Origin of the sequence: Hyphomonas sp. UBA4494, assembly GCF_002388935.1 — a bacterium.
In the GTDB taxonomy this organism is placed as follows: Bacteria; Pseudomonadota; Alphaproteobacteria; order Caulobacterales; family Hyphomonadaceae; genus Hyphomonas.
The window spans coordinates 36540-57825 of the sequence record NZ_DGNK01000037.1 but is presented as its reverse complement, the minus strand read 5'-3'; the positions used below and the strand labels follow the sequence as shown (position 1 = coordinate 57825).

Sequence of the window (21286 nt, the reverse complement as noted above, 5' to 3'; positions counted from 1 at the left end):
ACCATAATCGAACCTGAATGACGCTAGGAGTGCCCCCATGTCCGTAGTCGCCATGCTGCAGGGAACGGTTGAGACCGATCTTGCAACCATACGCACCGCCCTATCCCTTGCTCGCCGCATGAATGTGCCAATGCGAGCATTATGCGCCTTGCCAGATCCGAACGCTGCTCTGATGGTGATCGCCACACCGGAGGCTGCTGGCCTGACCAGTGCGACCACCCAGTCGATCTTTGACATGCAGGAAGAAGTGCTCGCCAAGGCGCGCGAAGCTTATCAAACAGCCACTCAGGACGAAGACGCGGTTACCTGCGAGTTCAAGCACGAGGTCAACACGGTCGAACGTGCAGCGTCCAATGCGGCCTCCCTCTCGGAGGCAGTGATATTCCCACGCACAGCAGCAGACGGATCACAGCCGCTGAATGTGGGATTCGAGTACGTCCTCATGGATGCGCACCTTCCGCTCGTTCTCGCTGGCACCACGCCCGATATGGATGGGCCAGTCATCATTGCGTGGGATGGAAGCAATGGCGCAGCCCGCACGGTCCGCTTTCACTTGCCGCTTCTGAGAGCATTTGGCGATGTCATCATTGCACAGAACACAGATGACCTGAACAAGGACCCTCAACGCGAAATCGCGGCGCCGGAAGCGCTTGTGGAGTGGTTGGTACTGCAAGGGATTTCCTCGCGTGTCATGGAAATCGAAGGTGAAGTTTCTTCCGGCCTTCTGGCGATGGCGAAGGGCACCGGGGCCTGCATGATCCTGGCAGGTGCCTATGGTCATTCCCGTCTGGCTGAGCGTATTTTCGGCGGCACCACACGACGCCTGCTTACCGCTGACAATGCCCCAGCCCTTGCGCTAGCCCACTAAAGGAGAACTTCAAATGAGCCTGTCAAAAATCGTCCTTCAGCTCGCGCGGAACCCCGGCCTCCCGAACGGTGACGCTGGGCAAGGCTATACACTGGTCGCACCACTGACGGCAGCGGGTCAGATCGATATCGATGCTTGGCGTGAAAATCGCGCCGCATGTCGTGTTGTACGGTTTAGTCTCGATCCGGAGGAGCATGCCGACGGCCTGCTGACCCATCGAGGCAGCCATTGGTTTTTCCATTACGATGAAGACGAGGAGGGCGATGACGAAGCGGGCTTCAAACTCGGCGAACATGTGTTCAAGGAAGGCGAGTACGTTACAATCGCCGGCCATGGTGAAACGCCCCTGACGTACAAGATCACCGATATCAGCCCGGTCTGATCCTTCCCGGGCGTCAAGCTGGACAGCACGTTCTGTTCGTCGCAGAATTCCAACCAATGAGGGCAGGCTAAAATGCCCCTTGGGAGGAAGACATGAAAAGACTATTGGGCCTCGCCGTTTCGGCGATCGCTTTGGCTGCCTGCGACAGCACTGCGCCAGGCACTGCCATGCAGGAGACCGACACCGCCCACATGGAGCCCGCCTCTTCCGCGACGGAGCGGACGGCAGGATACAGTGAAGACCGCAATGCCTATTTCGGCGATCTTCATATCCACACGCGATCAAGCTTCGATGCCTATATCTTCAATGTTCGTCGCACAGCCGACGACGCGTATCGCTTTGCGCGTGGTGAAACGATCACCCACCCTTCCGGATTCGACATGACGATTGCGGGCGGCCCTCTCGATTTCTACACAGTTACCGACCATGCCGAATATCTTGGCATCCTTCCTGTCATGAATACACCCGGCACAGAGCTCTCAAAATTACCTCGTGCCCAAGACATGTTTTCGACCGATCCGGAAAAAATCACCGCAGCATTTCAGAGCGTCGGCGCATCTGTTCGCTCTGGCGAAGTGATCGAGGAAATGTACGATGAATCTATTATTGGGTCTGTTTGGGAACAGAATATTGATGCCGCCAATCGTCACTATGTGCCTGGAGAGTTCACGACCTTCGCCGCCTATGAATTCACCTCAGTCACCGTCAATGAAGAGGAAGACTCCTTTGCAGGAGGCAACCTTCACCGAAACGTTTTCTTCAAGGGGGACGCGCCTGATCGCGCCTTCTCGACGCTGGATTCGCCCAACCCTGAACACCTCTGGGACTGGATGGATGAACAGCGCTCAGAAGGTTATGAGGCCATTGCCATTCCACATAACTCGAATGTCTCTGATGGGCAAATGTTCCGTCTAGAGACATATAATGGAGATCCGCTCGATGTGGCCTATGCTGAACAGCGCATGAGGAATGAGCCCCTGGTCGAGGTAACTCAAGTCAAAGGCACCAGCGAAACCCACCCCTCCCTTTCGCCCAATGACGAGTGGGCAAATTTCGAAATCTATGACAGGCTATTGGCATCTTATCAGGTCTCGAAAACCGAAGGCGGCTATGTTCGTGAGGCCTATCGCAATGGCTTGAAACTACAGGAAGAGGAAGGTTTCGACCCATTCCGCTTCGGGCTCGTCGCAGCCTCAGACAGCCACGTCGTCGGAGGAGCCTATGACGAGAGCGACTATTGGTCAAAGGTCGGAGTCGTTGACGGCACACCGATGGCGCGAGGTTCCGTCCCTTTCTTCGGAAAAAAGAATTGGGATGAGCAACCAGACAATCAGATGGTCAACAATGCCCGGGAATGGTTTTCCAGGTGGGCAGCATCTGGCCTGACTGGCGTGTGGGCGGAAGAGAACACACGTGAGTCTATCTTTGATGCGTTCCGGCGCAAGGAGACGTTTGCCACAACAGGGCCACGCATGAAGGTTCGCTTCTTCGCGGGTTATCGGTATTCTGACGATATGTTGGACGATGCCGACCTTACCCGGCAGGCCTATGATGGCGGCGTTCCGATGGGCGGTGATCTGGTCGGGACTGGCGAAGCGCCAACCTTCCTTGCCTGGGCCCAGCGCGATCCCAACATGGGTGCGCTGCAGCGTGTGCAAGTCGTCAAGGTCACCTCTGTCGGAGAAGCTGTCTATGACGTCGCTTGCCATACAGGCACGCCGGATCCGGCGACACATCGCTGTTCAGACAATGGCGCTGCCGTTGACATGGAGACCTGCGCCCCCACGGGAGCTGGCGCAAACGAGTTGAAAGCTGTTTGGCAAGACCCGGACTTCGATGTTGCCCAGCGCGCGACATACTATGTCCGCGTTTTGGAAAATCCGAGCTGCCGCTGGTCGACTTGGGAAGCAACGCGTGGAAATGTGCCACCTCGCCCCGACGTGCCCCAGACGATTCAGGAGCGCGCCTACACGTCGCCCATCTGGTACATACCAGCCGATTAAGGGACGCTCCCATTGAAGTTCCTGAGAGACCCGCTCGTCCATTTCATCACTGCGGCCGCCTTGGTCTTTGCCGCGTTTGCCATCTGGCAAACGCGGTCGAACCAGGCAGACTCCACCATTCTGATATCCGCAAGCGAGATTGAGCGCATGGCCGCACTGTACACGTCCGAGGCGGGCACTCTGCCCGGCGAGGCGGACATGGCGGCCATGCTGTCCGACCATATACGCGACGTGGCTCTTGCACGGGAGGCGCGACGATTGGGCCTCGACCAGAATGACACAATCATCACGCGGCGACTGGCGCAGAAGATGAGTTTCGTCGTGTCGGATTTGCACGAAGATACCATGCCGACCGAGCAACAGCTAGAAGACTGGCATGCCGCGCATGCAGATCGCTTCACGCGGCCTGCTACCTTGACCTTCAGCCATGTCTATTTCAGCCCTGATGTTCGCGGCGCAGAGACAGCTGCTGCCGCAGAAGAGACGCTCAAGCGCTTAAACGCCTCCAATCCTCCAGCAGCGGCGTCGCTGGGTGACCCCTTCATGCTGCAGCGCCAGTATGGCGACATGCCACTTCGGGAGTTGGCGCGGCAGTTTGGTGGCGCATTTGCCGAGACCCTTTCAACAATGCCTGTCTCTGAAGACTGGCAAGGTCCCGTCTCCTCTGCTTACGGGCTCCATCTCGTTCAGGTTACACACTCGACAGCAGCTGTGCTTTCGCCGCTTGATGAGGTTAGAGCAGAAGTTCGCAAGGACTGGCTCGAGCAAACACGTCGCGAAAAGAATGAGCAAGCCATTCAGGAGATCATTGCGCGGTACAAGGTCGAGATAGAGGGCGGAAACTGATGCGTGGCGCACTGTGCGTGTTGGCATCGATCCTGATGGCGCTCTGCGCTGCTGCACATGAGGTGCGACCAGCCTACCTGGAAATTACCGAGACCGCTCACGGCGAATATGATGTGATCTGGAAACAGCCAGTTCTGGATGGCCGGCGACTGAAGCTCGACCCGGTCTTTCCTGGAAACTGCGCCCGAAAAAATGAGCGGATGTCTGCCCCTGCAGCCACGCTCGTCACCCGGTGGTCAATGGCGTGCAACCTCAATGATGGCGAACTCTCAATATCGGGCCTCGACCGGACCCTTACCGATGTGTTCGTGCGCGTCGAGCGGCTGGAAGAGGACGATGTTTCGGCGCTTCTGCGACCTGGTGCGAATACCATCCAGCTGAGCGGCCCACAGGGCGCGCCGACACTTGCCTATTTCAAGATCGGCGTAGAGCACATCATTCTTGGTTTCGACCATTTGCTGTTTGTGCTGGGTCTTGTCCTGTTGGTCAGACCTCGCCAGTTGCTTGGCACGGTGACGGCCTTCACCGTGGCGCATTCGATCACCCTTGCCGCCTCGGCGTTGGGCGGCGTGACACTGCCCGGTCCTCCCGTGGAGATTGTCATTGCCATGAGCATCGCGCTATTGGGAGCTGAAGCAATATACAGAATGCGCGGGCAAGACACGCTCGCACAGAGCCAACCCTGGATCATCGCCTTTGGATTTGGTCTGATCCACGGGTTTGGATTTGCGGGCGCTCTGTCTGATATTGGCTTGCCCAAAGGCGCGGAAATCTTCGCGCTGCTCCTGTTCAATTTGGGTGTCGAAGTGGGGCAAGTTGCGTTTGTGATATTCGTATTGGCCCTCGCCTGGGTCGGGCAGCGCCTCTATCGCCAGGGTGCACCATTCGTACGCACGGCCGCAGCGTACATGATCGGCATCACTGGCAGCTTCTGGGCCATAGAACGGATCGCCGCGACGTTTTTCTAAATGCCGAGGGCCTTCCACAACATGCGAGCCGCCACGATTGCGAGCAGAATGGCAAACCAGCGTTTCAACTTCGCCGCATCCAGCTTGTGCGCCAGTTTTGCGCCGATCGGCGCCATGGTCACAGTGAAGGCGGAAATCAGCGCGAACGCCGCAAGGTTCACATTTCCAAGCGAGAATGGCGGCCGCCCGTCTGTGCCCCACCCCACATAGATTGCAGCCAACGCGCCAGGCAAGCCAATCGCTACGCCCCAGCCCGCCGCCGTCGCAACAGCCCGATGGATCGGCCGACCACACAGAGTCATCAGGCTGACGCCAAACGTCCCGCCCCCAATTCCCATCAGGGCAGAAAGTGCTCCGACAGATGCGCCGAGCCCCGCGCGCAATATGCCGCCGGGCATTTCATCTGCCAATCGCCACGTCGGACGCCCGAAATAGAGCTGTGCCGCAAGCAGGAAGGCCAATGAACCAAAAATCGCCAGCAAGCCACGATTGGACAAGTATCCGCTCAGCGCCATGCCAACCTGCGCCCCGATGACAATCCAGGGCGCCCAGCTCCGGATGATCTGCCAGTCGACGGCACCGTGAGCATTGTGGGCCATCACGCTACGGATCGAGGTGAGGATGATTGTCGCCAGAGACGTCGATACGGCGACGTGCATGGCTGTCTCGCCAAAGCCCATCCCTTCGAACAGGAAGTAGAGCACCGGCACAATGATCGCGCCGCCTCCGATGCCGAACAGGCCCGCGGCAAGGCCGGCCGCGATACCTGCTGCGGCGAGCGCCAGCAACAGGGGTGCATACTGGACAAGCAACTCCATCAGGTCACGATGGCCTTTTCCCGGTAGGCCTCAGTATCCCAACTGCGCGTTTCAATGATCTCGGCCAATTCCGACATCGCGTCCCAGATTTCAGAATAGCCTAGGAATAGCGGGGACAGACCAAAGCGGATCGTGTGCGGCGTGCGGAAATCGGCCTCAATGCCCCAATCGGCCAAGGCGCGGACAAGCGGGTAGCCATCTGGATGACACACGCTGACATGCCCACCGCGCGAGGCCGGATCGAGCGGGGACGCAATGTCGAGCCCCATACCTTCGGCCATCATCAGACACATCTGGCCCAGGGCTCGCGCCTTTGACTGAACCTCGACCATCGAAACACCGTCAAAGACATCCAGCGCGCCATTCAGCGCGGCAAGTGAAAGAATGGGTGGCGTGCCAGAGGCGAAGCGCGCTGTCCCCGTTTTGGGCGCGTAGGCCGAAGTGAATTCAAACGGTGCAGAATGTCCCATCCAGCCCGGCAATGGCGTTTCCAATTGGTCAGCGACATCTGCCCTAGCATAGACAAAGGCAGGCGCGCCGGGACCTCCATTCAGATATTTGTAGGTGCACCCCGTTGCAAACCGTGCGCTGGCAGCGCTCAATTGAACATCAAGCACGCCAGTCGCGTGGCTGAGGTCCCAGATGATCACACCACCACCAGACTGAGCTGAAGCCTCGTCCGCGGCCATATCGGCGAGCTGAGAAGAGCGGTAATTCACGAGGCTCTTCACCAACACACCACCCTCAAGCTGGGAGATCCCCTTCCCCGGCGCAGCGCGGACTAGGTCCACGCCAGTCAAACCAGACAGGCCATCAAGAATGTATTGATCGGTCGGAAACTCATCCTCTTCGACAACAAGGCGACGCGTGCGCGCCAAAGGCAACGCCGAGGCAGCAAGCTTGAACAGATTTATGGATACGCTGTCGCAAACAACTACTTCGCCAGCCTTGGCGCCCACCAGCCGTGCGAGACGATTGCCGACATGTTCGGATAAATGAATCCACTCTGCCGAGTTCCATGCGCCGACGCGGTCGTTCACCCATGCACCCTCTGATGCTGCACGCAGATTTCGCAGGGCACCGATGGTGGCTGGCCCAAGCGAGTGTCCGACCAGATAGGTCACACCTTCCGGCAGGGCAAAGGCATCCCGGCAAAGGGCGAGCGGGTCGGTCGCATCCAGCGCCTCCGCTTCGGCGCGTGATTCCGGGAGTGATATCAAGGTCATTGCCTGTTTGTGCATGACAGAATGCGCCGACGCTAGTAGCAATCCCCGTATGCGCACACCTTCCCTCGCTACCCTCGCCTTACTCTGTCTCGTCGGCTGCGACGCGCCAAATCCGGAATTGTCGCAAACTCCTCCGCATGCTCGAAACGAGACAATACTGCTCCTGCAGTGGCCAGACCTGCTCTCGCGGGAACGACCAACCACGCCGCACACGATTCGCACTGGCCCATCAGAAACCGACATTGTTGATCTCTGGCTGCCTGATGGCGCCGGGCCGCACCCTGTCGTGATCATGGTGCATGGTGGATGCTGGCAAAAATCGATTGCGGACCGGAGATTGATGGATTTCGCAGCGGAGGACCTCCGCCAAAGAGGGCTCGCGGTCTGGAACATCGAGTATCGTGGCGTAGATGAAGCCGGTGGCGGCTATCCGGGGACGTTTGAAGATGTCTCCCGCGCGGCAGACGCGCTTCGCGATCATGCGAGCCAGTACAACCTTGAGCTCGACCGGGTCGGTGCGATTGGTCACTCCGCTGGCGGCCATCTGGCGCTGTGGTTGGCAGCCCGGCCCAAGCTGCCGAAGTCGAGTACGCTCTGGCGCTCAAACCCACTCCACATAGATTTCGTGGTCAATTCCGGTGGTCTTGCGGATCTCGATGCTTCCGCGCCCGTGACACAAGCTGCCTGCCTAAGCTCAATCATGGAAGCGCTGACAGGCACACCGTCAGGCGCACGACAGGATGTGCTTTCCGATACATCTCCCGTGGAATTGCTGCCATTTGCGGCGCATCAGGTCAGCGTGAATGGCGAGCAAGACCAGATCGCACCGCCGATACTCGGCGAGAGCTATACCGACAAAGCTATAGCAACTGGCAGCGATGCGCGGTTCGTGCTTGTCCCAAATACAGGCCATGTTGAGCTTGTCGCCCCTGGCAGCGAGGCGTTTGAACTACAGGCTGCCATCCTTCTTGAAGCGCTTGCCGACTAGGGTTTACCAGACGCCTGCCTGTTTCAACGCAGCATCCAATGAGGGAGGAATATCGACCGCGGCTTCCTTGCTGCCCAGATCACGGGGTGCATCAGCAGGCTTGAGGTATCGCCAGCCCTGAAACGGGCGCTTCTGTTTGGCGTAGGTTCGGACAAGATTGGGATCGAACACCAACTCGCACATTGTATGACCGTCGCCCATCACTTCGCGTACCTCCACAATACGCTGACGTACTCGGATGGCCCCCTTGATGACCCAATAGATCGAACCACCCTCGAGCAGCTGGTCTTTCTGTTTAGGCATCATGCGGGTCTGATGAAACGGCTCACGCCCCTGTTTCATCAAGCGCTTTTGCCAGTTCACCAAATCGTCAATGTCTTCCGCGCCAACGCAGAGCTTCACCATGTGAATCGTCATGCGCCCAATCTAGCCGCCTTAGCGCGGCAATCCAGACATGAGCTGCGGCCGTTTTCGTCTCACCTCGAAATCTGCCTCTGCTTCTGCGCTCGCAAAGAAGAATTCTGTTTTGACGATATTGGCGGAATAGCGCCGTGAAATGGTTCGGAATGCTGCGCGGGCTTCCAGATCGATCGAGAAGCTGGAAACATAGCTCATCCCCCAGCGCGGCTCGGTTCGGATGAAATAGCTCTGTTCGTAGCGGGTCAGCTTGCCACCTTCTGGCCCGGCGACCGGATGCGGGAGTCGGTAGTCAATGCGCAAAAATCGCTCTCCCACCGGATCGAGCCACGCCGAAGCTTGCAAGCGCTCGGCGGCCCAGACATCGAACTCGCCATCATTGGTCGAGGGATGATGCCTGAACGCGACCCGCCAAGCATGCCCCATATCCTGAACCTGCACCTGCTGCCCCATGCTCGCTCGGAGGTCATCGGGGAACAGTCGCCCATCTGGCGCAGCTTCGTTGGCCCAGTTTGCGGCGACCTCTTCCAGTTCATCGTCTTCGCCTTGCCATGACACGATTTGCCAACGGGCATCCCTCTCTTTGCGGGGATCATACGAATAAACGCGGCTGGCATGCTGGCTTTGCAGTTCGACGGTGAAGGCGGCGCGAAGCGTGCGCGGTGCCTCAGTTGCGCTCAGCGCCGCACTCAGCGGCGGCGCCTGCGTCATCATGATGAAGCTCGCGAGGAAAGCCAGAAACATGTCGAATTACCGTCCCGTAATCTGATTAGGTCCGGAATGCGGCTGATCTTGGGCAGCCAGCAAGGATTCACGCACCGGTCCAGACCAGTCAAAACTGAACAGCCAGTGTGGACGCTGAATACTTTACGGGACTTGAACGGGCTGCGTCGGGCAACCAAACTTCTATGAAGCCTGGTCGTCGTCCTGCAGTGGAATGCCATAGAGTTCGAGACGGTGATCAACCAGTTTAAAGCCAAGCTTCTTGGCAATCTCTACCTGAAGACGTTCGATTTCCTCGGAATGGAACTCGACCACTTCGCCACTCTTCACATTGATAAGATGGTCGTGATGTTCGTCAGGCACCTCTTCATAGCGTGCGCGACCATCGCGGAAATCATGTGCCTGAATAATGCCAGCATCTTCGAACAGCTTCACGGTCCGGTAGACGGTGGCCAGAGAGATCGACGCATCCATGGAGTTCGCACGCCGGTGCAGCTCCTCGGCGTCCGGGTGGTCCTCAGACGAGGATAGCACCCGCGCAATAATGCGCCGGGGCTCAGTCATCCGGAGACCTTTGTCTGCACAGAGTTTTTCGAGTCGATCCATAGCCATGTTTTGCCCTCACATTTCAGGGAAGTCCAGTCAGATAAGGTGTCAAACACACCAACAGGTGGTGCGATATCCGTCCCGATCAGCCCAGATGCAGGTTGAAAAACTCCACGGTGCGGGCCCATGCCAGCTGTGCAGCTTCCTCATCATAGCGGGAGGTCGTGTCGTTGTGAAAACCATGATTCACACCCGGATAGATATAAGCCTCGTACTCGGCACGGTCTTCATCCAGAGCCGACTTGTAAACCGGCCAACCGCTATTCACACGCTCATCCAAGCCCGCCAGGTGGATCTGCAATGGCACTTTCACGTCTGCAGCCTCCTCAACCGTTGGCCAACCACCGTAAAACGGCACGGCTGCTGAGAGCCAAGGCTGACGCACTGCCATGAGGTTTGATACGGCCCCGCCGAAACAGAAACCCACACATCCGACCTTGCCGTTCACGGCAACATGGCCCCGCAGGAACTCAGCCGCTGCGATGAAATCCTGCAACATGGACTCGCGATCTCGCTTTGCCTGCATCGCGCGGCCATCATCGTCGTTTCCGGGGTAACCGCCGAGCGGGTAGAGCGCGTCAGGCGCGAAGGCGACATAACCCGCCTGCGCGGCACGGCGCGTCACGTCCTTGATGTGAGGATTCAGTCCGCGGTTTTCGTGGATCACAACAATGCCGGGCAATGCTTGCTCAGCCCCCGCCGGCCGCACGAAATAGCCTTCCATCTTGCCTGCTCCGTTGGGGGAGTCGTAGAGCAGCATTTCCTCATACAGGCCGTCGTCACCTGGTTGGGTTTGCTGTTTCGCGTAGTCCGGCATCACACAGGCGGCGAGCGTCGAAACCGTCAGGCCGCCGACCGCATATTTGCTGAGGCCGGAAAAGAAGGCGCGCCGCGACATGTCGCCATGACAATAGGCGTCGTAGAGCTCGTATACTTCCTGTGGAATCTCTGCCGGGTCGGAATTTGTGGTCATTTGGATATCCTCAATGGCGGGGTCATCAGGAACATAACGCATTTTCGAGCGCCGCCCAAAGAAACTGAAAACAACACCTACAGGCTCAGGGATCGGGACATCAGGATAGCATCCACAGGCACGTTTCGCGCGGCGCGGTAATAGCGTGGACGGCGACCATCTTCAGCGAATCCATGCGTCCGATAGAGTTCACGAGCGGGCAGGTTGTCTTCGGCTACATCCAGCATGATACGCGTGACGCCCCGTTCTCCCACACGCTTTACCAGCGCGCTGATCAAGCGACCGGCCAGACCCTTCCGGCGCTGGTCCGGATCGGTCGCAATGGTCAGGATATCGGTTTCACCCGCCACCGTCTGGCCCATGACAAAAGCGGCCAATTGTCCATCGGAGAGAATGCCCAAGGTCAGCACGTTCGGGTCCTTGAGCAGATCGCGCATCGAAGCAGCGCTCCAGGCCTCGCTCTCACTAAAGGATTTCGCATGCAACAGGGCCACCTGCCCCGCATCGTCCGGTCGTAGCACCAGTAGGCCCGACATCAGGTTCTTGTTTCCGGCAGCTTCGCATCTGGCTCGCGCGCATAGACCGGCGCGGGCAGGTGCTGCGCGGGGTCGAACAGGGGCGCTTTCAAGGCCGCCGTCACGGCCGAAGGAATTAGGGGGCGGATGTCCAGCGCCTCTGCCATCTCCTCCAACGCCTTTCTCCCCTGCATGAAGATGGGAGCGTGAAACCCGGTCAGCATGGCCTTCAATTCGTCTAAACCCACTTCCATCGTGCCGGCGAGGCCCTGATTGCCGGACACGCCCTGCACCCACCATGTCTGCTCCGGCGGGCGCTTCTGCGCGGCTATGCAGCCAAGCACAGTGTCTTCCATTCCCGCGGGAATGGCGGCCTCGATGCTGGTCACGCCAATACAGGGAACTTCAGTCACAAGCGCCAGCCCGCGCGCATAGGCAACGCCAATGCGAATGCCCGTGAAACTGCCCGGCCCGGTCACCACAGCGATTCGGTCAAGCTCGGCTAGCGAGACGCCGGCCTCATCCAGCAAGCGCTCTACGAAGCCTGGCAACGCCTTGTCTTGTCCACGCGCCATGGTTTCGCGCGCATCGGCGAGAATTTCACCATCGCGTATAATGGCCGCTTCCATAGCCGAAAAGGCAGTATTCAGTCCAAGGACGAGCATGGCTTGCTAAACGATCCGACAGGCCTCATCGAAATGCAGACGCGGACTACGCGCAAAAATGGTCGATTTGTCGCCATATCCAAGATTGCAGATCCAGTTGGCGCGCCAGCTCTTTTCTTCACCATCCTGGTTCTCGAAGAATTCTTTGTTCACGGCGTCCATGTCGAAGCCGGACATCGGTCCTGTATCGAGGCCGAGTGAGCGCGCCGCCATAAGGAAATAGGCGCTTTGCAGCGACCCGTTCCGGAACGCTGTCTCTTCACGGTTGCTATCAAACCAGTGCTTGGCGCTAGGATTGTGCGGGAACAGTTTCGGGATTTTCTCCTGGAACTCCATGTCATATGCGATGATCACGGACCATTTGGCTTCCTTCACCTTTTGCTGGTTGCCCTGCGAGACGAGCGGTAGAAGTCGCTCCTTGCCTTCCGCAGAAGATACAAAGACGAAACGCGCCGGAGAACAGTTGGCGCTGGTCGGCCCCATTTTGGCAAGGTCATAGACAGCTCTAACCAGTACTTCCGGCACATCCTTGTCCTGGAACCCGTTATAGCTGCGTCCATCGCGAAATATCACGTCGAGCGCATGGTCGTTGACCGGATGAGACATGACCTGTTTCCTTCTGTTCCTGAAATATGCTTCTGAGTCTTGCCGGGAAACGCCTGAACAATCAATGCGGTCGGCAGCAATCCAAATGTCGCGAAACCTACAGCACAGCCTCAACGGCGGTGACTTCCGGCACATAGGTCTTCAGCATGTTTTCAATCCCCTGCTTGAGGGTCATGGTCGACGATGGACAGCCCGCACAAGCGCCCCGCATCGACAAATGCACAATACCGGTATCCGGCTCAAATTTGTGAAAAATGATGTCTCCGCCATCTTGGGCAACAGCGGGGCGAACACGCGTCTCGATAAGTTCGCGAATTTCTTCGACGATCTCGGCAGCTGAGCCCTCATAACTGACATTGGCTTCAGCATCGGCCGACGGCGCTGCGCCCTCTTCCACCACCGGCAAGCCGGCCATGTAATGATCCATGATGGCGGCGAGCACCATCGGCTTCACATGTTTCCAGTCCTTGGCGGTTTCCTTGTTGATCGACACAAAATCGCTGCCAAGGAAAACCCGTTCCACGCCGTCGACTTGAAAGAGCGCACGCGCCAGTAAGCTCATTCGAGCGCTGGCCACATCGGGAAAATCAAACGGACCAGCATCGCCCGCCACAGGATGGCCGGGAAGGAATTTTACGGTGTCGGGATTCGGCGTTGGTTCTGTTTGAATGAACATGGCCTTGGGGGCCCTTTCTGGCTTGCGATCTTACCAATCCAGATGGCTCAGGCGAGGTGCAGGTTCAAGGGATAGCGTGAGATTACGGCGCAGAGGCAAGTTGCGTTTCCAATGCAGCAACATTCTCGAGTGCGCCCTCAGGGACCTGACCCAATGCTTCAGCCAGGTTTCGGGACGCATCCTGAGCTTCGCTGAGATAAAAGCCGATGCTTGCCAGATGATTGGCCATGAATGGGCCGTCACCGCTCTGGTTCGAAACGACCAATGGCTTCATCTGTGCCGCCCTGCTCCAAGCCAGTTCGGCGCGATCGAAGGCCGTACTGACCGAAGGCAGGCGCGCGAGGCGGGGCTCCGCAGTGCGTGCTGCGGCCAACATTTGCTGTGCGAGATGTGCACGGGCTTTCGCGCCATAAAATGTCTCGATATCGACCCTGCTGGCTGGCCACTCAACAACATCCTGATTGACCTGAACGGACAGATCGATCCGATCTGCTCCGGCCCAGTTCGCAAACAGAGTCGCTTCAGCTGCCAATTTGACTACCTTGTCTGGCGTTGCTGCCAGGCCACGGCCTGCGCGAGAGTCGTAACGGTTCAACGCCTCGGCTGCCGCAGTCAGACGCGGGCGCATGTCTTCGCCTTCCACCCCTTTCAAGAGGCGTGCAGCAGCCTTCAAATCTGAATCGACGTCGCCATCCTTGACCGTTAGATCCGCCAGAAGCGCAGTGTGTTGTGAAAGAGCATCTGCGGTTGCACGTTGCCAAGCGGGCATGGCGGTAAGCCGCGCTTGAGGGTGCCAATTTGCACGATCCCCTGCCCAGCCAGCACCTTCCAGCTCACGGGCGATTTTCACAATCGAGACACCAACTTCCGGCAAGGTCCAGTTCTGGCCCGCAACTTCGATACTGCTGTCATCGATCCGATTGGAGGCGACTGTCATGATGGGATACGCCGCCACTGCGCATACAACCGTGCCGACTTTCAGAAGCGTCACAGTCCGGCGCCACCAGCGCTGGGCAAACAACATAATGGGGCTAGGCTCAGCATAGTCGAATGTCACGAGATGATCAGAACCCAGCACAGTCACGACAGGACCTTCCTCCTGGTATGCCGCGGGGAGGCGACTATCAAATGCCATTCACTCTACCCTGTTTTCAATCACACTCACGCGGAACCTGTTGCGTTCAGGACACTATGCCGAGGTTCCGCGAATTTTAACAGTCTATTTACTGTTAAATATATGCAAGCATCATGCCTGCCCGCCAATTGGCCGGACGGCATGGTTTTGGAGGATAAATTTCAGGCAACTTGGGCGCAAAAAACTGCGCCTTGGTGAGCTTAATCGCCAAGTCCGCGGATTTCGGCTTCTGTGGTGAGGGTCGATTCGGAGCCGTCCGAACCCGTCAGAGTGAGGACCAAGTCAACCGTCTCGCCAATTTCGATGTCAGGGCTGACGCCGAACAGCATCAAATGGGCACCCCCGCTTTCCAGCACCAGTGGCGCATCCTCGGACACGTCCAGCTGCTCGACCTTGCGCATTCTCATGACACCATCTTCCATGCTCATCGTGTGCAGTTCGACCGTATCGGCGATGTCAGTATCTGCGCCCACCAGCGCCATTGCATCACCGGTCACCGTAAGGGTCAGACCGCCTCCGGCAACATCGCGACCGGGCGTCGGCTTCACGATGTATGCCTCGCTCACGCTGACCGAGTTTTCACCCCCTTGAGAGGCTGGCGAACACGCTGCCAGGGTCGCAAGACCGAGGGATGCGACAAGTGCCATGATACGCATAGAAGAACTCCAACCGACTGAACGTTGCCCGAGAAGTAGCCCGACCGTCATCGGGGTCAATGGAGCGCGGCGCCGCAGGGGTACGCCGCACTCAGAGACTATGCCCCCCAGAACCCAACTCGCGTTCGAACATGTTCAATAATCGGCGCCGAGATCGCATCCGCGCGCTCAGCACCATTTTTCAAGACGGAGTCGATAAACGCATGGTCATCCAGAATCTCACGATAGCGCTGTGTGATCGGCGCCAAATGGGCGACCGTCACCTCGGCCAGGGCCGGTTTGAAAACGCCAAATCCCTGCCCGCCATACTGCTTGAGCACACCCTCGACGGTCTCGCCTGCGAGTGCCGCATATATGCCGACAAGGTTCTCGACTTCCGGACGCCCTTTCAGGCCCTCCACGTCGCTTGGCATATCTCCTTCAAGGTCCGTCTTGGCCTTCTTGATCTTCTTCGCAATCGTGTCAGCGTCATCCACCAGCGCAATCCGAGAGAGCTCAGACGGATCAGACTTGGACATTTTCTTCGTGCCGTCCTTCAGGCTCATGACACGCGCGCCCGGCCCCTTGATTAGCGGCTCCGGCAGCGGGAAAAAGCCCGGCGCGTCGTATTCCCGGTTAAAACGGTCGGCGATATCGCGGCTGAGTTCCAGATGCTGCTTCTGATCCTCGCCTACCGGCACATGCGTTGCCTTGTAGGCCAGGATGTCGGCTGCCTGCAGGACAGGATATGTGAACAAGCCAACCGACGCCCGTTCGGCATCCTTGCCTGCCTTGTCCTTGAACTGCGTCATCCGCTCGACCCATCCCATGCGCGCCACGCAATTGAAGATCCAGGCAAGCTCGACATGCGCCTTCACCGACGATTGCGCATAAATGATGGATTTCTTTGGGTCCACGCCACAGGCAAGGAACGCCGCTGCGATCTGGCGAGTCTGGCTCACAAGAGCCCCCTTCTCCACCGGCATCGTGATGGCGTGCAGATCCACCACGGCGTACACTGCGTCCCAACCATCTTCCTGCAAATCCACGAACTTCTTCAGGGCACCCAGATAGTTGCCCAGATGGAGATTGCCAGTTGGCTGGATGCCCGAGAAAATGCGCTGCGGGCCGCTATAGGATTCAGGTGTATCAGTCATGGGCAGGCGCTTTAGCGCGTTTGTCTAGCGTCGCAAAGCCTGACGAATGTCAGAAATGCGGATTGCACCAGTCAGCAGGGCGGCAATTCCGTAAATCAGGCCGCCAGCCAGCACGATGGCGGCGGCCGAAACAATGCGCGAATTCCAGAGCTCGGACCGGATCAAAGCGAGGTTATCAAGCATAAACCAAACCGCGCCCGACATGATCGCCGTAGCGACCGAAGCGCGGACGACACCAGAGACGAGCCGCGCGCCGGGGACATACCAGCCGCGCCGCATCAGCGTCAGGGCCAGCAGCGCCGTGTTCACCCAGGCCGCAATCGAGGTGGCGATGGCAAGACCGATGAAGCCCGCCTGACCATTGGACTTCATCCAGAAGAACAGTCCCGCACCGAGCGCTGTGTTGATTACGACCGATATCAGCGCAAAGCGCATCGGTGTTCTGGTATCTTCCCGCGCGAAGAAGGCAGGCGCGAGCACCTTGATCAGCACGAAGGCAGGCACGCCCCATGCAAAATGAAACAGCGCATTTCCGGACATCGTGGCATCGGACGGCAGAAACTCGCCGCGCGTGAAGAAGGCATCGATCAGGAAGACCGGCGCAATCATCAGCGCCGCGGCCGCCGGCAGGGTCAGCGCCAGGGCGAGGCCAATGCCCTCATCCATCGTCTGGCGGCTGGAGCCATCATCGCTCGCCCGAGCGGCCCGGCTGAGACGCGGAAGGATGGCGACACCGACGGCCACCCCCACAAGCCCCAGCGGCAGCTGGTAAAGCCGGTCAGCAGCATAAAGCCAGGACTTTGCGCCGACTTCGAAACTCGCCAACGACTGGCTGACGATGATATTGATTTGCGTACCGGACGCTGCAATCGTGCCGGGAATGGCGAGCTTCAGCACTTTCTTCACGGCAGGTGTCATGCGGGGCCAGCCAATCAGGCTGAGACGTACTTTCTGCCGGTTGACGCCCCACCAGAGTGCTCCTGCCTGCAGCACGCCCGCAACAAAATAGGCCAGCGCCGCCGCCAGCGCGGTGCCTTTGGCATCCGGCGCCACGAAGGCAGCCGGGATCAGGGAGAGGTTCAGCAAGGTCGGCGCGCCCGCCGACAGGATGAATCGCTCAGCCGAATTCAGGACACCCGACAGGAGCGCCGCGATGGCCATGAAGGTCAGATACGGCATCGTGATCCGCGTCAGCAGCACCGCGAGGCCATAGCTTTCCGGATCGTCCGCCTGCCCGCCATGGATCAGCAACAGGACCCACGGCATGAAAATCTGCGCAAGGATAGTCAGCGCCGCCGTCGCGGCGAACAGCACGCGGAGCGCCTCCTGTGCCACATCGCGCGCGGCTTCGGCCCCCTCGGCTTCCAGGGTGCGGGCATAGGTTGGCACGAAGGCCGAGGCAAAGGCGCCTTCAGCGAAGATACGGCGGAACAGGTTCGGGAATTGCTGCGCGGTCGCCCAGGCATCGCCGATCGGCCCGGCACCAATCTTCGCGATGAGCAGAATGTCGCGAACCATGCCGAGGATACGGCTGCCCAAAGTCAGGGACGATTGCACCAAGGTATTGCGGGCGACGCTCATGCAGGAATTCCTGATCGCATTCTCAGAAACTGTCCACGGCGCGCGAACGCCTCAGCTTCCGGGCCGGTGTTTCCGGCGCATCCGGTTCATGCTGGCCCAATGCGTCAAGAAGACGATCCTTCAATGTCTCAATCTGGGCAGAGCCGGTCAGCTTTTTCCCGTCACTCGTCTGAACATAAAAGGCGTCAAACATGCGCTCGCCATAAGACCCCACATGAGCCGAGTGAATGGACAGGCCACTGTCAGCCAGTACGCTGGCAACATCATAGAGCAAGCCTGGTCGGTCTCGCCCGGCAATATCGACCACCGTGTACTCGGTCGATACATCGTTCCGGATTTGCGCAGAAGGCTGCACAAGGAAGGCTGCCTGGCGGCGCCCAGTGCGGGAGGTTGCCAGATCCTTGACGCTGGCCCCATCCAACGTTTCCGCCAACGCCGTCTCGAGACGCCTCAGTCGCGTCTCGTCCTTTTGACCGAACGGCTTTTGCGCGGCGTCTTGCACCATGAAAATATCGACAATCCGCCCACTGCGGTTTGTGAAGACTTGCGCCGAAACGACGTTTGCACCGAGATTGGCCAATGTGCCGGCAAGGTCCGCAAACAGCCCAGCCCGGTCTTGTCCTGATACGAGTAGGGTGAGCGCACCGCCTTCGGGTGGAAAGCGGTAGCATACGACGTTGCCCGATCCTTTCAGGGCGGTTGCATGCCAAGTCAGCTCAGGCACATCAAAGCCCGTCCAATACGCTGTTTCCATTTCCAGTAAGACCGACGGGATATTACCCAGATCCTCAACCAACGCTTCGCGGCGGGACTCGGCGCGTCCCTCAAGATGCGCCTGCACACCCGCTTCATCAGCTCGACCCCCGCGCAGAGCAGCGGCTGTATTGTGATAGAGATCGGCCATCAACTGGCCTTTCCATGCGTTCCATACGCCGGGACCAACGGCTCGAATATCGGCTGCAGTAAGGATGTAGAGCAATCGCAATCGCTCCAATGAGCCCACAAGATTGGCAAATTGCGTCACCGTGCGCGGGTCCGAAATGTCGCGCTTCTGCGCCGTTTCGCTGAGTTCAAGATGGTTGCCCACGAGCCAGGCAACAAGTTCAGTCTCGTCCGCAGGTATGCCAAGGCGTTGACAGGCGCGGGTCGACGTTTTCATGCCTTCAATCTGCTGGTCGCCCCGTCCCTTGCCCGTGTCGTGCAACAACATGGCGAGGTAAAGCGCGCGGCGGTTTTCGATCAGCGGGAATATCTCGGTTGCAAGCGGCACGCGCTCAGCGTTCACCTGCTCCATCTCGGCAATCGCCTCAACTGCGCGGATCGTATGCTCATCCACCGTGTAGTGATGATACATGTTGAACTGTGTTTGCGCGACAATCCCGCCAAACTCCGGAATGGCCTTTCCCAACACACCCGCTTCATTCATGCGGCGGAGAATCAAGGCAGGGTCCTTGCTGCCAATGACGGCGTCGAGGATCAGTGCGCGAGCTTCATCCGTGCTCCGAACTTGTTCGTTGATGCCCCTCAGATTGCGTGTAATTGCCGATAGGGCATCGGGATGAATATCCTTGTTCTCCCGTCGAGCGATGATGAACAGACGCAGCATGTTCAGCGGGTCACGCTTCATCACATCCTCTGATGTGATGCCGACCCGCCCAGAATCAATCACAAAACCAGGGTCGTCCAGCGCCTGTGGTGTTTTTTGCGGCAGCAGGCGACGAAACCCTTCAGGCTTTTTCTTCTGTTCCGCTTCCAGCTTGGCGGCAATAATTCGCGTCAATGCGCCAACATCTTTTGCAACCAGAAAATAGCGCTTCATGAACCGTTCAACACCCAGCTGACCCGTTCTGTCCCGATAACCCATACGCGCCGCAATTTCCGGCTGCAGGTCAAAACTCAGGCGTTCTTCGGCGCGGCCAGTGACGAAGTGCAGATGACACCTAACCGTCCAGAGGAACTTGGCGGATCGTATGAATGAGCCATATTCACTCCGCGTAAAGGGGCCGCCTTTCATCACGTCTTCCAACGTTTGACCGCCGTAAATGTGCTTCACAATCCAGTAGAGTGTCTGCAGATCGCGAAGGCCACCTTTGCCTTCCTTGATGTTCGGCTCAACGACATAGCGCGCATCACCCTGGCGCGCATGCCGCGCATCGCGCTCAGCCAGTTTGTCGGCGATAAACTCAGCATCCTTGCCTTCGACGGCGTCCTTTTTGAACTTGGCGTGCATCTCGTCGAACAGTGCCTGGTCGCCACACATGAATCGTGCGTCCAGCAGGGATGTCTTTATGGTAACATCCTCTGCCGCCAATTTCACGCATTCGGCGGGCGTACGGAACGCATTGCCAACTTTGAGCCCCATATCCCACAGGGCATAGAGCATATATTCGATGACACTCTCCGTGTGCGGAGAGGCCTTATATGCGCGCAGAAACAAGAGATCGGTGTCGGAGGACGGCGCCATCACCCCGCGACCGTATCCACCCGTAGCAACAATCGCCAGGCGTTCGGCCTCTGTCGGGTTGCGAGCGCGGTGAACGTGCGTCGTGGTAAAATCATAGAGTGCATGGATCACCTCATCCTGCACCGCAGATAGAAGGCGCGCGGTGTCCAGCCCTTCGGCCCCCTGTTGCAAGCGCTCCTGTGCAATCATTCGACCGCGAAACATGGCCCCGTGCAAATGGTCCAGTGCGGCCTTACGCATCGCCTGAGCATCGCCGAGGTTGTCGAGCGCCGCAGCGGTCAACTTCACACGAAGCGCGCGGCCATCAATGATGTTCGAAATACGCCATTTGCCCGGTCGGCGGCTCGTCCGATTGCGGGATTCAACAAGAGTGGGCTCTTGCGGTGACTGGTCGAGGGAATCTGTGCTCATCACTTGCCTATATAGCAGGTCCCTCCCCCGCGCCTATGCGGGATCACGGCCCAAGTACAGGAAGAGCCGGAATTTCATCAAATTTCAGTCGCTACCCGCCACAAACGGGTATTCAGGCCTGGATCTTGACGGGCAGCACTCGGGACTTCTTCACGACGCCATAGGCAAAACTGGTTTCAACCGACGAGATGCCCGGTAGCTTTTGAAACGTATGGCGTACTAGCTCCTCATATTCATCGAGTCCGCCGGTCACCACTCGCAACTGATAGTCCGATCCGCCCGCCATCAAATGGCAATCCAGCACTTCGGGCGTATCATGCACGATCCGCTCGAATTTCTGGATGGTGTCTTCGGTGTGGATCGACAAGCGAATGCGCACGAAACACGTAATGGGATACCCGCACGCCTTCTGATCAATCGTGGCGCAATAGCCCTTGATGATCCCCGCTTTCTCCAGGTTCCTGACCCTGCGCAGGCAGGGCGAAGGCGACAATCCGACCTTTTCGGCCAGATCCTGATTGGTCAGGCGGCCGTCCTCTTGTAAGGCGCGCACAATTTTAGCATCAATCTTGTCCATATAACCCCCAGTTGGTTATTTCTGCCAATCTCTGCTTCTTTATTGG

General features: G+C 58.3%; 22 protein-coding genes. 6 read left to right on the top strand and 16 right to left on the bottom strand.

Going from position 1 to position 21286, the window contains the following annotated elements; all coding sequences use genetic code 11:
• The first annotated feature begins 37 nt into the window (after nt 1-37).
• The 5 genes from B2P82_RS14610 to B2P82_RS14590 all read left to right on the top strand — a co-directional run bounded on the left by B2P82_RS14610 (nt 38) and on the right by B2P82_RS14590 (nt 5067).
• On the top strand, nt 38-868 hold the full coding sequence (locus B2P82_RS14610; RefSeq protein WP_206992380.1) for a universal stress protein: 831 nt from the start codon (nt 38-40) through the stop codon (nt 866-868).
• A 13-nt stretch (nt 869-881) separates the two neighbouring features.
• Nucleotides 882-1250 (top strand): hypothetical protein, encoded by a 369-nt coding sequence (locus B2P82_RS14605; protein WP_290497703.1) that lies wholly within the window; start codon nt 882-884, stop codon nt 1248-1250.
• Between the two features lie 92 nt (nt 1251-1342).
• On the top strand, nt 1343-3253 hold the full coding sequence (locus tag B2P82_RS14600; RefSeq protein WP_290497701.1) for a DUF3604 domain-containing protein: 1911 nt from the start codon (nt 1343-1345) through the stop codon (nt 3251-3253).
• Nucleotides 3254-3265: 12 nt separating this feature from the next.
• Nucleotides 3266-4099: a peptidylprolyl isomerase gene (locus B2P82_RS14595; protein WP_290497699.1), complete on the top strand. Its 834-nt coding sequence runs from the start codon at nt 3266-3268 to the stop codon at nt 4097-4099.
• A complete protein-coding gene (locus tag B2P82_RS14590) occupies nt 4099-5067 on the top strand; it encodes a HupE/UreJ family protein (RefSeq protein WP_290497697.1) in 969 nt (322 codons plus the stop codon). Before B2P82_RS14595 ends, B2P82_RS14590 begins: the two co-directional genes overlap by 1 nt.
• Here B2P82_RS14590 and B2P82_RS14585 read toward each other — a convergent pair.
• Both B2P82_RS14585 and B2P82_RS14580 read right to left on the bottom strand, forming a co-directional pair.
• The gene (locus B2P82_RS14585; RefSeq protein ID WP_290497695.1) at nt 5064-5885 is read right to left on the bottom strand and encodes a sulfite exporter TauE/SafE family protein; all 822 of its coding nucleotides are present in this window, start codon (nt 5883-5885) and stop codon (nt 5064-5066) included. The genes B2P82_RS14590 and B2P82_RS14585 overlap by 4 nt on opposite strands.
• A complete protein-coding gene (locus B2P82_RS14580; RefSeq protein ID WP_290497694.1) occupies nt 5885-7126 on the bottom strand; it encodes a kynureninase/PvdN C-terminal domain-containing protein in 1242 nt (413 codons plus the stop codon). Before B2P82_RS14580 ends, B2P82_RS14585 begins: the two co-directional genes overlap by 1 nt.
• A gap of 34 nt (nt 7127-7160) precedes the next feature.
• On the opposite strand from B2P82_RS14580, the gene B2P82_RS14575 reads away from it, so the two are divergent.
• Nucleotides 7161-8099, top strand: a complete 939-nt coding sequence (locus B2P82_RS14575) for an alpha/beta hydrolase (protein WP_290497693.1) — start codon at nt 7161-7163, stop codon at nt 8097-8099.
• A 3-nt stretch (nt 8100-8102) separates the two neighbouring features.
• Here B2P82_RS14575 and B2P82_RS14570 read toward each other — a convergent pair whose 3' ends face one another.
• From B2P82_RS14570 to B2P82_RS14505, 14 genes are all read right to left on the bottom strand, one after another.
• Nucleotides 8103-8516, bottom strand: a complete 414-nt coding sequence (locus B2P82_RS14570; protein ID WP_206992373.1) for a DUF1489 family protein — start codon at nt 8514-8516, stop codon at nt 8103-8105.
• Nucleotides 8517-8534: 18 nt separating this feature from the next.
• Nucleotides 8535-9260, bottom strand: coding sequence for a hypothetical protein (locus B2P82_RS14565; RefSeq protein ID WP_290497692.1), 726 nt, complete (start codon nt 9258-9260; stop codon nt 8535-8537).
• A gap of 162 nt (nt 9261-9422) precedes the next feature.
• A complete protein-coding gene (locus tag B2P82_RS14560) occupies nt 9423-9845 on the bottom strand; it encodes a Fur family transcriptional regulator (protein WP_206993166.1) in 423 nt (140 codons plus the stop codon).
• An 85-nt stretch (nt 9846-9930) separates the two neighbouring features.
• Entirely contained in the window at nt 9931-10818 is an 888-nt protein-coding gene (locus tag B2P82_RS14555; protein ID WP_290497691.1) for a dienelactone hydrolase family protein, read from the bottom strand.
• Nucleotides 10819-10895: 77 nt separating this feature from the next.
• Nucleotides 10896-11354 carry a ribosomal protein S18-alanine N-acetyltransferase gene (rimI, locus tag B2P82_RS14550; protein WP_290497690.1) on the bottom strand — a complete coding sequence of 153 codons (459 nt, stop codon included), beginning with the start codon at nt 11352-11354 and terminating at the stop codon, nt 10896-10898.
• Nucleotides 11354-11998 carry a tRNA (adenosine(37)-N6)-threonylcarbamoyltransferase complex dimerization subunit type 1 TsaB gene (gene tsaB / locus B2P82_RS14545; RefSeq protein WP_290497689.1) on the bottom strand — a complete coding sequence of 215 codons (645 nt, stop codon included), beginning with the start codon at nt 11996-11998 and terminating at the stop codon, nt 11354-11356. Before tsaB ends, rimI begins: the two co-directional genes overlap by 1 nt.
• 6 nt (nt 11999-12004) lie before the next feature.
• A complete protein-coding gene (locus B2P82_RS14540; protein WP_290481168.1) occupies nt 12005-12604 on the bottom strand; it encodes a malonic semialdehyde reductase in 600 nt (199 codons plus the stop codon).
• A gap of 97 nt (nt 12605-12701) precedes the next feature.
• Complete coding sequence (locus tag B2P82_RS14535; protein ID WP_290497688.1) at nt 12702-13280, bottom strand: NifU family protein; 579 nt, start codon at nt 13278-13280, stop codon at nt 12702-12704.
• Nucleotides 13281-13362: 82 nt separating this feature from the next.
• The gene (locus tag B2P82_RS14530; protein WP_206992366.1) at nt 13363-14364 is read right to left on the bottom strand and encodes a hypothetical protein; all 1002 of its coding nucleotides are present in this window, start codon (nt 14362-14364) and stop codon (nt 13363-13365) included.
• A gap of 251 nt (nt 14365-14615) precedes the next feature.
• Nucleotides 14616-15071 (bottom strand): copper chaperone PCu(A)C, encoded by a 456-nt coding sequence (locus B2P82_RS14525; protein WP_206992365.1) that lies wholly within the window; start codon nt 15069-15071, stop codon nt 14616-14618.
• A 98-nt stretch (nt 15072-15169) separates the two neighbouring features.
• A complete protein-coding gene (gene trpS, locus B2P82_RS14520) occupies nt 15170-16207 on the bottom strand; it encodes a tryptophan--tRNA ligase (RefSeq protein WP_290497687.1) in 1038 nt (345 codons plus the stop codon).
• Between the two features lie 24 nt (nt 16208-16231).
• Nucleotides 16232-17788, bottom strand: coding sequence for a murein biosynthesis integral membrane protein MurJ (gene murJ / locus B2P82_RS14515; protein ID WP_290497686.1), 1557 nt, complete (start codon nt 17786-17788; stop codon nt 16232-16234).
• Between the two features lie 22 nt (nt 17789-17810).
• The gene (locus B2P82_RS14510; protein WP_290497685.1) at nt 17811-20663 is read right to left on the bottom strand and encodes a [protein-PII] uridylyltransferase; all 2853 of its coding nucleotides are present in this window, start codon (nt 20661-20663) and stop codon (nt 17811-17813) included.
• 112 nt (nt 20664-20775) lie between these two features.
• Nucleotides 20776-21240: an Lrp/AsnC family transcriptional regulator gene (locus tag B2P82_RS14505; RefSeq protein ID WP_206992361.1), complete on the bottom strand. Its 465-nt coding sequence runs from the start codon at nt 21238-21240 to the stop codon at nt 20776-20778.
• Between the last annotated feature and the right edge of the window lie 46 nt (nt 21241-21286).